Source organism: Mycobacterium persicum (assembly GCF_002086675.1).
GTDB lineage: Bacteria > Actinomycetota > Actinomycetes > Mycobacteriales > Mycobacteriaceae > Mycobacterium > Mycobacterium persicum.
In genome coordinates, this window is the sequence record NZ_MVIF01000356.1 from 1 (window position 1) to 251 (window position 251).

Annotated in this window: 1 protein-coding gene; it reads right to left on the minus strand. The window is 74.1% G+C overall.

The features are described from left to right. Positions 1-251, minus strand: a 251-nt coding sequence (locus BST40_RS33730) for a hypothetical protein (protein WP_208618979.1), incomplete at both ends; no start/stop codon positions are given.

Below are 251 nucleotides of genomic sequence, written 5' to 3' on the forward strand. Positions count from 1 at the left end.
GGGGGCGTGGTGGGGGGCGGTGGGGGTGGGGTGGGTGGGGTGGGTGGGGGGGGGTGTGGTGTGGGCGTGTGCGGGGGGGGTGGTGGTGTGTCCGGTGGGGTGCTTGGTGCTGGTGTTGGTGGTCAGGCTGGCGGTGTGATTGGTGCTGGTGTTGGTGGTGGCATCGGTGGCGGCCTTGGTGGTCAGGCGGGTGGCGCGGTCGGTGGAGGCCTTGGTGGACAGGCCGGTGGCGCTGTAGGGGGCGGGGGGGG